Here is a 10260-nt window from a genome sequence, read left to right on the forward strand (position 1 = left end):
GTGGCAGGGGCACTGTTCCGGCATCTTCCTGAAAATTAGCCCCGGGGTAAAACAACTTAGTGCTCAAGAGCGCTACGGCAGAAGACCAGGAGGAGGGGATAGGCGTGGCTCTTTGCCAGCTAAAACACATTTTGCAAAAGAACAGAACAGCCCCGGAGCGCTCCGGGGCTGTTCTGTTTTAAGCTGGGGCAAGTATGCAAAGGAATCCTTATTTCTGATGAGGCTATCCTCCGCTGTTTATTAGCGCCTGTTAATAGCGGTAGCGCTGTGAGCTTCCTATGCCGCTGCCAGCAAAGTTTCTGTCGTTCCGCTGGTTGCCAATATACCTGCTTCCTTCGTAGCGGTCGCGGTTCCGCTCATCGCCTTCACCGATACTGGTAATGCCGCTATAATGGAGGGAGCTGCTGCTGTATTTATCTTTAACAGAACGGGGTTCAGTGCGGCCAAAGTTTTGGTCCCTGCCGTAATCATCATTGCGGTAGTCGCGCTGACGATCATACTGCTGGTTGTGGCCATAGCCGCGATCCCATTCAAAACCACGATTCCGGTCATAGTCATAGCCCCGGCTGTATTCTCCTCTATCGCTATTATAAAAATCGTTGTTACTATAGCTGTCACGGCCCCTGCCGGCATTGTAGCCAGTATCCTGGTTCCGGAAGTCATCAAAGCCCCTGTTGCGGCTCTCTTGGTTAAATCTGCCATACATGCGGCCTCTATCGAAATCACCACCATTGCTACGGCTAAAGTCCTGCTCGTTGCGGTACTCATCTCTGTCGAAAGATTGGCTTCGATTACTATAGTCCCTGCTGCTGTTGTATGAAGGCTCTCTGTTGTAGTCGCTGAAATTTCTGCCGCCCTGGTAATCCCGGTTCCTGTCAGAATCTGGATAGCCTCCGCCGTTGCTTAAGCCACGGCTTTGCCTGGCGGCATCATGATCATACGCTGTCTCTCTTGCCAGGCTTCCATCATTGTCCCAGTCCCTGGCGGAATGGCGTGTTCTATCGGAATAGCTGGAATCATAGAAGCTGTCGTAGCCGCGGCTGTCATTGCGGGACTCGTAAACGCTATCGTTACCAGACCTTTCATTTCTACCTCTGTCACGATCAAAGCTGTTGTAGCGGTTGTTCTGGTAGTCTCTGTTGTATTGCATGTCTTCAGTAGTTTTTGGTATAACAATTTAAATTGCTAACAGAGATAGAGGGGAGGTGGTTATGTAAAGCAGCGCAGTGATGAGTACAATTACTTTTTCTTGCTACCCCATTTTACTTCCTTGGCCTTTTTAGTGCGGCCTTCTTTCAGCTCTTCATCAGCCTGGATAAAACGCTGGTCAAAAGGAAATGCCTCCCGGCTGATTTCCCGGAGCTGGTCGTAATCGGGATGCGTGGCATTGACCACAACATTATAATCACCAGGGACGACAGCGGAAGGTACGCGTAGCAGGAGCGTTTCCTTTCGCTTGAACCATGCAGAGCCTAAAGGCTGACTAATGGCGTAGCTGGAATACAGGCGCCAGTCTTGGGGCAACTGGGTGCGGCTTATTTCTTCGAAAGGGGTGTTATCTGAGATTTCAAAAGTAATAAGACTATAGCCAGCGGAAAGAAATCCCTGCCCCAGGCGGTGGGCCATGGTTTCCGACATGGCCAGGGCAGGAGAGGTGCTGGTGTAGAGCACGCGCTCCCCATCCCTATTCCAGCGGCCTGATTCACCGGGGGCAAACCTGGCCTCAGCGTATTTGGAAAAGATAATGCGGTAGAGCAGCATGCTTAGGCAACATAGCCGTGGATGATGCGGTTAAGCTGCTTTTCTATTTCGCCAATACCCGTGATGGAATGCAGCAAGCCTACAGGCTTTTGTCCTTCCAGTCCGGGAGAGGGCATGTGCAGCCAGTCGGTAAACTCATCGGTAGAGCCGAATAGCTCTTCTCCCAGGGCAAATAAGCGATGGAGCTTCAGTAGTTTTTCAGCAGAATCGCCGGTAAACTTCTTGTTCTGCTTCCGGTAATTGTCAACCGTCGTAGGATCTACCCCTAGAAAATGGGCCAGCTCTGCTTTAGGCATGCTGGAATGATCCTGGAGGTTTCGGAAGTACTGTACATCCACGCCCTCATCCCGCAGGTGAATGAGCTGCAGGTTGTCCTTTACGACTAGCAGTCCCTCTGTATCTTGTGCCTGTGCTGACATGGTTAAACTTTTTGCTCATCCAAGTTTACGGAAATTTCATCATTAAAAACGGAAAATTCTATTATTATTTTCTACTTTTAAAAGCGATACGATCATGTTTTATTGAATATAGGCGTCGGATTCAGCCTCCGCTCTTTCTGCAGGTGATCATGAAGAAGGGATATTGCTCGCTCACTTCTGCGATGTTAATCAATCCTACAGCGCTAAATTCAGCTTTTATGGATGCTGCATCATAAAAGAACATTTCAACGCCTTGGAATACTTCATAGCGGTCTTTGCTGATGTACCTGCCCTGGGCATAGGTATGGGCTTCTTTTGAAATGGCAGTAAAAACCATGTAGCCCCCTTCTGTCAATTGATTATAGCAGTCCTGGAGAAGCTTTTGCCTCTGGGCAGCATCCAGCAGGTGAATCAGGGCGTAGCAGAAAATGCCGTCATATTGCTTATTGTCAAAAGGCATATCGGTTACGGAACCGTGATAAATAGTGAGGTCGTTTCCAAAATGTTTGTGAGCCAGCGCAATGGCAGTTTGTGAAATTTCGATTCCTGTTACCTGCATGTCCCCTTCTCTGAAAATCTGTGCATTCCTGCCATAGCCAATGCCTGGAATAAGCACGTTTTTTACGCGCTGAGCAACAAAAAAGTCCTTGGCCAATACGGCAGAGGCTGCAGGTGTCCAGCCCCACATTTCCTGTTTATCTTTGAAAGCTTCTTCCCAAAATTCTGTCATGACTACCCTTTTTGTGCACAAATTTTATCTGCCAGCATTTCGCAGGCAAAGCCCTGCTCTATTACGATTGCTAAAATTTTGTCTGAATCGATGGGCTTGCCTTCAACCCTCAAAATGGTATGTCCACAGGGATAAGGTAAACTGGTCTCGTTGAAGTCAAAGTTGATTTTCCAGGCTGCATTTTCGCTTTGAAGCCGGTTTGAAACCCTCTTTGCCCTAAGTTTATTTGGGATGTCGGTAATAAAAACTTCTGTCATGATTTGAGTTGCTTGAAATTGTTTAAGGCAGCGTGCTGCTTTTTTTGGCTCCGGCGGCATTTCCGGCACAAACTGAATTTGCCAACAGGCGCATCATGTGTGAGTTTTCGTCACCCGCCTGCACTCCCCCAATATCTTTTGATAAGGTATTCCCTTTGCAGGCTTACAAAACCAGCTTGATATTAATAATTTAGCTTTATTATTGCAACATAGTTGCAATAAAAATTCGCTTTGCCTGATGAATTACAAGTAGTTCTTCACCTTTCATTTTACCCAAAGGCTGGCGCTTGGGGCAATGGCAGATGTAGAAGTTTATTATTTTCAGTCATCCATCATAAAATAGCAAAAGGGGCTGGAATACTTTAACCCCATTAGCCCCTTAATGTGAAGCTGGTCCAAAAGCCAGTGCTATGGCTAGTGCCTTTTTACCAGGGAATTACGCCTGTTCCCGGATTGGTTTCCTCGCTGATGAATTGCCCTGTCGGTCCGGTTTGGTCGATCAAAGCCCAAGTGGCAATGCGTTTTGCTGCTTCTGCAACTTCGCCTCCGTGGTAGTGGGTAAATGCTGTTTTGGTGTATCCCGGGTCGACCATGTTTACTCTGAAGGCGGAGTCTCTTAGTTCGTAGGCCAAATGCACCGTGTACATGTTCAGGGCCGCTTTGGAAGCAGCATATACGGCATATTTTCCATAGGCATAGGCTGCCCAGCTGGGGTCGCTCTGAAGGCTTAGGGAGCCTACCGACGAACTTACCATCACGACCCTGGGTTCGGCTGATTTTTGCAAGAGGTCTGTGAATGCGTTGGTGACTCTGGCCACACCAATCACATTGGTGTTGAAGGCCGCTTCAAATTGCTCAGGACTTGCTTCCAGGGCGGTGTAGGGGGGGGCGCCTCCATTGATCCCTGCATTGTTGATTAAAACGTCCAGCACCTCTGTTTTTTTGCCGATTTCAGCTCGTGCCCTTTTTACTGAAGTATCGTCGGTTACATCAAGCTGAATCGCTTCTACGGAATGCAGGTTCTCGGCTTTCAGTTTTTCAACTGCCTGCCGGCCGTTTTCTATGCTTCGGCTACCGAGGTAAACGTAAACCCCCTTTTGCAATAGTTGTTTTGCTGTTTCAAAGCCGATGCCTTTGTTCGCTCCGGTAATCAATGCTTTTTTCATCTTTTTTGTATTTTAGAATTGATAGAGCAAAGATTGGCCGATTAGAAATGAAATGATTTACCAAATGGTAAAGAGTGCTCAGCGGATGTTTTTTCTGATCCTGCTTAAGGATTGTTGTGTAACACCCAGGTAGGAAGCAATGTACGCCAGGGGAACCCGGTTGAGCAGGGATGGGTGATTGTTCATGAACTCCAGGTAGCGAGTGGTGGCATTTTGAGAAATGACCGGTCCCTTCCTGGACTTCTGGTACATACAGAGTTGCACCATCTTGTTTTTGATAGGGTCCCATTCTACAATGGTTTGGGAGAGCTCATTCCAATGTTGTTTTGAGAACACCAGGAGTTTGCAGTCGGTGCAGGCCTGCAGGTATTCCGAAGAAACAGTGTTTGCCTCAAAATTTACATAATCGCATACCAAGCTGTTTTCACTGATAAAACAGCGGGTAATTTCTTCTCCCTCCTTGCTGTAATAACAGCCGCGCACCACACCCTCCACCACAAAGCCAACCTGTGCTGGCACTTTTCCTGCTTCCGAGAAATATTCGTCCTTGCGTAGGACAACTTCCGTTGCCTTGCTTTTGATAAGATCTAATTGCTGCTTATTCAGGTTGCCAAATTTCAGAATATATTCGATCATTGCTTCCATGGCTACAAATTTAGCAAAAGGCTTTGGGTGCGATTTACCAATTGTTAAATAATGAAGAAGCCTACGGCCTGCTTTATATTTTTTTGACGAATCTTTGAACTTCGATCGCCCGGAGAACCGGATCGCCAGCCGCTGGTTCTTCATGGCAATCTGCTTTTTTATAAGTTACGAAATTGCCAGATTTATCTATTTTTGAACGGTCCGATTCATTGGGGGGAGGTCATGGGTAATTTGTAAACTTATAAAAAGCAAATTCTTTATATATGTTGTTGCTGGTAGTAATTATTTAATTAAATGAGGTTCTGTATTGCAGTGGGGTTTTTTGAGTTTTCTTTTTGAACATTGTGCTAAATGATTGCGGATACTCAAAACCTAAATCATAAGCTATTTCCTTTACGCTTAAATCAGTAGTTGAAAGCAGTTCTTTAGCTCTGTCAATTACAAATTCCTGAATATAGGTTTGAGCATTTTTGCCTGTAATGTTTTTCAACAGATCACTCAGGTAATTGGGAGAAACATTGAGCTTTTCCGCAATAAAGTTAACTGTTGGCAGACCCGAAAGTGTAGCATCACTTTTTAGATACTTATCAATCAATTCTTCCATATTAGCAACTAAATCGTTATTTACAGCACTTCGTGTCAGAAACTGCCTATTGTGAAAACGCTTTGCATAGCGGAGAAGCAGGTCGATGTGGGAAACAATTAGCTCCTGACTATAATGATCAATATTATTTTTTAATTCATCCTGCATTTGATGCATAAGAGACATAATTATTTTGTCTTCTTTTTCAGAAAGGTGCAGGGCTTCCGCAGTGGAATAGGAAAAGAACCCATAATTCCCAATTACCTTTCCCAATTCATAGTGCCGAATCAGATCAGGTTTAAAGATGAGCATATAACCTGACACAGGATCATTTGTAACATTCGTGACAGAAAAAATTTGACCTGGTTTGGTAAAACTCATAACGCCCTCATCGAAATCATAATTGCCCTGCCCGTATTTGAATTTTCCTGAAGATCCTTTTTTACAGGCTACGCAATAGAAATCATAGTAAAAGCTTTTCCAAATTTTGATGTTTCCAAATTTCAGCAATTCAAAATCAATAACACTTATCAATGGATGATCGGGCTTTGGCAAGCCAAATAAGCTATGAAGCTCTGAAATTGACTGAATTCTATAAGGAGCAGCTTTTTTCACGCTACAATTATTTAAAATCAGTAGATAAAGATAAGGCTTTCCATCTTTCCATTTCTTTTTCCTCATTTTTACGTAGTTCTGAAATAGCGTTGTAGCTATCAGAACCTAAAGGAAGATGCAAGGGCGGATTGGACATTTCAGTAATTTTAAGTAGTACTTCTGCTAATTTTTCAGGATCACCTAATTGTTTGCCGTCAAATCCCGTAAACAGTTCAACCTGTTTATCTAAATTATACGCGTCAATTTTATTTTTCGCAACATTAAGACTGTTCTCGTTCATAAAACTAGTACGAAATGTTCCTGGTGCAAGAATCGTTACTTTTATCCCAAAAGGAGCGACTTCTTGAGCAAGAGCTTCTGATAGTCCGATAACAGCAAATTTTGATGCATTATAGCTTCCATTGCCCGCATAACCCCCATATCCCATCATTGAAGAAGTGTTAATGATATGCCCGGATTTTTGCCTGCGTAAGTGTGGCAAGACTTTCCTAATGATATTGGCCATTGCAAAAATATTTACATTCATTGTTTCTCTAAACTCGGTATCACTTAGTTCTTCGATATTTCCTAAGAGGTTATATCCTGCATTATTCACCACAACATCTATTCGACCGAATTTTTCTATGCCCTTGGAGATAGCATTTTCGACATCTTTTTCTTTGGTGATGTCCAACTTTACAGGGAGTAGATGATCCTTGTAATCCACAATTTTTTCTAAAAGCGTTTCCGTATTTCTGGAAGTTGCAATGACTTCGCCTCCGTTACTTAAGACTGCTTTTGTAATTTCAAGACCCATCCCTTTAGACGCTCCTGTAATCAACCAAACTTTCTGCTTACTCATAATATTTGTTTTTTACAAAACTACAGGCTACCTGGATTTATAAAGTTTTCAAATCAAGGATAAAAGTATTCAGATTCAGGATTTGATTGTTTTAGTACCGCTAACGTCAGTTTGTGCGGAAAGGCCTGCTGCTAAAAGTGTTGAAGGCGCTATACCTTAACAACAGCTTTGTATAAATTGAGTGATGCACCATCTTACAGGCAAAGACCATATTCAGACTTTTTCTGTTAGTCTGGAGGCATCCATACAGGCAGATATTCCAGTTAGGATTATAGATGCTTTTGTAGATGCACTGCCCCTAGCCAGCGATGGCCAAGCAGGCCAGGCAAGTGAACTTATGTGGAAAGTCACCTGCCTGGCCTCGTTGGATTGATGCATGTGGTATTGGCCGCCGCTACAAGTGATCAGGTACCCGGGAAATAAGTCGTTTTCAGGTACTCCCGCAGCGAAGTTGGCTTGCGGCCTAGCAGACGCTCAACGGTATCGTGCGTACCCGACAGCATACCGTGTTTTGCGGCGGCCCCCCACTGGGCCAGGAAGCCTGCAACGACTTCGGGGAAGCCGGCGGCTACTTTCTGGGCGATGTAGGGTGCCAGTTCGCTGCTTTTGTACGCGATGGGGTGGCCCGCTAACGCAGAGAGTTCCCGGGCGATGTCGTGAAACGAATAGGCTTCGCTTCCCGATAGGGTATACTCCTGGTTGTTATGTCCTTCGCTGGTCAGTAGGGCAGCAGTGGCGGCAGCGAGTTCTGTCCGCTTGACGAAAGCTATCTTGCCTTCTCCCGCTGTGAAAAGTATCTCCGAGCCCGGCACCTGGCTCCCAATCAGGTACCCAAGACCTTCAAAGTAGTAGCCGTTTTTGAGAATGGTGTATACCAGCCCCGACGCTTTGAGGTAGGCTTCAGTGGCTAGATCGCTTTCCGTGACCTCCTGCATCACAAAAGGTGTGCTGCGCTGGATGCTAGTGTAGAAAAGGTGCTTTACCCCGGCTTCCTTCGCGGCGTCGATGACGTTCCGGTGCTGGAGCACCCTGTCGGTAAACGCCACAGCGGAAACCAGCAGCACCTTATCGATGCCCCGAAAGGCTTCCACCAGCGCCGGGTAGTCAAAGTAGTCGGCTTGCCGGACGTCTACGCCCCGCTGCAAGAGGTCCGTGGCTTTACTGAGGTCGCGCACCAGGGCGGCGATTCCTGCGGCCGGGGTGGTGTTGAGCAAAAAGTCGATGGTTTGGTGGCCTAACCCACCAGTGGCTCCAGTTACTAAAATCATGATAAAAGAAATAAAAACCACCTATTCTGATCCGGACAGGCGCTCCCGGTGGCGTTAGGAGCAAAACCCGCTTATATTTGCTTGCAATTCGCAAGTGCAAGATAAAACAGTTAACTTGCAAATTGCAAGTTAAAATATAACCCTTTTTTTATGAAAGAGCTAAAACAGCGTTCTACCTGCCCCATCAGCACATCGCTCGACGTGCTGGGGGACAAATGGACCCTGCTCATTCTTCGGGACATGGTGTTTGCGGGGAAGTCTACCTATGGGCAATTCCTGCAGTCAGCGGAAAAAATAGCGACCAACATACTGGCTGACCGCCTGGCGATCCTGGAGTCGCAAGGGATCATAACCAAGGCCGTGGCGGCCGATAAAAAATCGAAGTTCACCTACCGGCTGACGGAAAAAGGCGTTGATATCGTCCCGATCCTTGTGACGCTCGTTCTGTGGGGAACCAAGTATTGCCCCACTGTCGTCGATCCTGGCTTGCTGGAAGAACTTCAGGGGGGAAAAGACGCGGCCATTGAGAAGTACCAACGGCTCGCCCGCGAAAAACAGTAGAAGCCTGTATTCCACTGTATTTATCAGGGCCAGACCACACCAGGTCTCGTTGCAAATACATAGAAGTGTACCTGCAGCTTCTGATACTCGATGGAGTGAACGGCGTAGAGGTTTTCACTGAAGATCTCCAGCTCAAGCCGGATCATATCCCGTTTTTGTTTCAGGTAATTTGCCTATGGATGCTCTGTAGGGGCTGCATGCGAGGGTGCAAAAATGCCCCATTTGTTCAGACAGGTATTCCGCCGTCTAATTTTTCAGTATGAACTACCTACCTTGAGCATTTCCAGATCCTGCCTGTACCTATTATAAGGGGTGGCGCAACTGATGAAAATTAATATCCTTTGTGTGTGAGCCCATCTTGCAGGAAGCATCTACGAATGCTCAACGTGTTGCTCACGACATTTGTACGAGTTCTTGCGGTGTGAGGCGATAACTAAAATTAAATTTAACGCTTTGGATAGGGGGACAGATCATGAGGGCCAGGAGCAAATATTGGGGTGAAGGTGCTTTGCTGCAAAAATGAACGAGGGCGAAATCAAAGAAAATTCGCCCTCGTTCAATAGTCGTAGGTAGAGTTCGCCCTCGTTATTTTTAGGATGCTTACTTTTAGTTCTCTTTCTTCTTGCTGATATTCCTTTCGATTTTATCGGCTAACTTATCCATGAACTTGTCGCTGTTTTTGGCGTAGATCATGGTCTGCTTGATATTAGTATGTCTTAATAAGACACTGATTACGTCGAAGGGAATGTCATTATCCCGCAAGGTGGTGGTAGCATAGGTGTGGCGGGCAACGTGATGGGTAACGTTCTTCTGGATGCCGACGAGCTTAGCAATTTCTTTCAGGTTTAGATTAAGCTTTTGGTTGCAAAGACGAGGAGGGATTCGAACGTCTTTAGTGTTTCACCTGATAGTCAGATCGTTGAAAGGTGAAACATTTTATCGGGTGAAACAAAGGTGAAACGGTATTTCACAATCCCAGAGGGATTTGAACCTCCGGACCCTGATTGGAAAAATGCAATTAAATTCTTTGTTTATTAACGTTAAAAGGGAGGCTTCTATAAAGTGATTACTTTCTAACTACATTAAATATTTGTAGGAATTATAAGCCACACTATATTTAGGGCCAGTTAAAGATCGATTTTCAACTTACAATTTCATCTAGTAAATCATCAGGAGCCTTGAGATAAAGCACCGGATGAGAACGGTGTTGAATGTAATCCAGACTTTCTTCTCCATCTTTTTAAGGCACTGCTATAAAGTTTTTGCAGACATAGCCATTTGGCAAATTGCATATTCCGTTAAAACTGAACAGGTTATTCCGGGTAAAGTGAACACCCTATAGGAATGGATGAGTAGAAGCGTTAGTTAAGCTACTTTATTTTAGGGGTTATTGCTAAGGGTTGATTTGAGCTTA

Annotated in this window: 15 protein-coding genes; 3 read left to right on the forward strand and 12 right to left on the reverse strand. The window is 45.4% G+C overall.

Features of this window, described 5'->3' with window-relative positions:
- The first annotated feature begins 59 nt into the window (after positions 1–59).
- Entirely contained in the window at positions 60–182 is a 123-nt protein-coding gene (locus KWJ01_RS27880; protein WP_255650988.1) for a hypothetical protein, read from the forward strand.
- Positions 183–250: 68 nt separating this feature from the next.
- Here KWJ01_RS27880 and KWJ01_RS01290 read toward each other — a convergent pair whose 3' ends face one another.
- The 9 genes from KWJ01_RS01290 to KWJ01_RS01330 all read right to left on the reverse strand — a co-directional run bounded on the left by KWJ01_RS01290 (position 251) and on the right by KWJ01_RS01330 (position 7017).
- On the reverse strand, positions 251–1150 hold the full coding sequence (locus KWJ01_RS01290; RefSeq protein ID WP_224994462.1) for a hypothetical protein: 900 nt from the start codon (positions 1148–1150) through the stop codon (positions 251–253).
- An 89-nt stretch (positions 1151–1239) separates the two neighbouring features.
- A complete protein-coding gene (locus tag KWJ01_RS01295; protein WP_224994463.1) occupies positions 1240–1761 on the reverse strand; it encodes an RES family NAD+ phosphorylase in 522 nt (173 codons plus the stop codon).
- Positions 1762–1763: 2 nt separating this feature from the next.
- Positions 1764–2180 carry an antitoxin Xre/MbcA/ParS toxin-binding domain-containing protein gene (locus KWJ01_RS01300; RefSeq protein ID WP_224994464.1) on the reverse strand — a complete coding sequence of 139 codons (417 nt, stop codon included), beginning with the start codon at positions 2178–2180 and terminating at the stop codon, positions 1764–1766.
- 121 nt (positions 2181–2301) lie between these two features.
- Positions 2302–2910 (reverse strand): bifunctional 2-polyprenyl-6-hydroxyphenol methylase/3-demethylubiquinol 3-O-methyltransferase UbiG, encoded by a 609-nt coding sequence (locus KWJ01_RS01305; RefSeq protein ID WP_224994465.1) that lies wholly within the window; start codon positions 2908–2910, stop codon positions 2302–2304.
- A 2-nt stretch (positions 2911–2912) separates the two neighbouring features.
- On the reverse strand, positions 2913–3227 hold the full coding sequence (locus tag KWJ01_RS01310; RefSeq protein ID WP_304502755.1) for a hypothetical protein: 315 nt from the start codon (positions 3225–3227) through the stop codon (positions 2913–2915).
- A gap of 365 nt (positions 3228–3592) precedes the next feature.
- Positions 3593–4333, reverse strand: coding sequence for an SDR family NAD(P)-dependent oxidoreductase (locus KWJ01_RS01315; protein ID WP_224994467.1), 741 nt, complete (start codon positions 4331–4333; stop codon positions 3593–3595).
- Between the two features lie 78 nt (positions 4334–4411).
- Complete coding sequence (locus KWJ01_RS01320) at positions 4412–4978, reverse strand: Crp/Fnr family transcriptional regulator (protein ID WP_224994468.1); 567 nt, start codon at positions 4976–4978, stop codon at positions 4412–4414.
- 286 nt (positions 4979–5264) lie between these two features.
- Positions 5265–6176, reverse strand: coding sequence for a helix-turn-helix domain-containing protein (locus KWJ01_RS01325; protein ID WP_224994469.1), 912 nt, complete (start codon positions 6174–6176; stop codon positions 5265–5267).
- Positions 6177–6183: 7 nt separating this feature from the next.
- Positions 6184–7017 carry an SDR family NAD(P)-dependent oxidoreductase gene (locus KWJ01_RS01330; protein WP_224994470.1) on the reverse strand — a complete coding sequence of 278 codons (834 nt, stop codon included), beginning with the start codon at positions 7015–7017 and terminating at the stop codon, positions 6184–6186.
- A gap of 184 nt (positions 7018–7201) precedes the next feature.
- Here KWJ01_RS01330 and KWJ01_RS01335 point away from each other — a divergent pair, with 184 nt between their 5' ends.
- On the forward strand, positions 7202–7390 hold the full coding sequence (locus tag KWJ01_RS01335) for a hypothetical protein (protein WP_224994471.1): 189 nt from the start codon (positions 7202–7204) through the stop codon (positions 7388–7390).
- Between the two features lie 31 nt (positions 7391–7421).
- Here KWJ01_RS01335 and KWJ01_RS01340 read toward each other — a convergent pair whose 3' ends face one another.
- Positions 7422–8285 carry an SDR family oxidoreductase gene (locus tag KWJ01_RS01340; RefSeq protein WP_224994472.1) on the reverse strand — a complete coding sequence of 288 codons (864 nt, stop codon included), beginning with the start codon at positions 8283–8285 and terminating at the stop codon, positions 7422–7424.
- Positions 8286–8435: 150 nt separating this feature from the next.
- Between KWJ01_RS01340 and KWJ01_RS01345 the strand changes: the two genes are divergently transcribed.
- A complete protein-coding gene (locus tag KWJ01_RS01345; RefSeq protein ID WP_224994473.1) occupies positions 8436–8846 on the forward strand; it encodes a helix-turn-helix domain-containing protein in 411 nt (136 codons plus the stop codon).
- Between the two features lie 23 nt (positions 8847–8869).
- Here KWJ01_RS01345 and KWJ01_RS01350 read toward each other — a convergent pair whose 3' ends face one another.
- Together KWJ01_RS01350 and KWJ01_RS01355 are read right to left on the reverse strand one after the other, a co-directional pair.
- A complete protein-coding gene (locus tag KWJ01_RS01350; protein ID WP_224994474.1) occupies positions 8870–8992 on the reverse strand; it encodes an RNA ligase family protein in 123 nt (40 codons plus the stop codon).
- A 460-nt stretch (positions 8993–9452) separates the two neighbouring features.
- A complete protein-coding gene (locus KWJ01_RS01355; protein WP_224994476.1) occupies positions 9453–9728 on the reverse strand; it encodes a tyrosine-type recombinase/integrase in 276 nt (91 codons plus the stop codon).
- Positions 9729–10260: the final 532 nt, after the last annotated feature.

The organism is Cesiribacter sp. SM1 (genome assembly GCF_020178975.1).
In the GTDB taxonomy this organism is placed as follows: Bacteria; Bacteroidota; Bacteroidia; order Cytophagales; family Cyclobacteriaceae; genus Cesiribacter.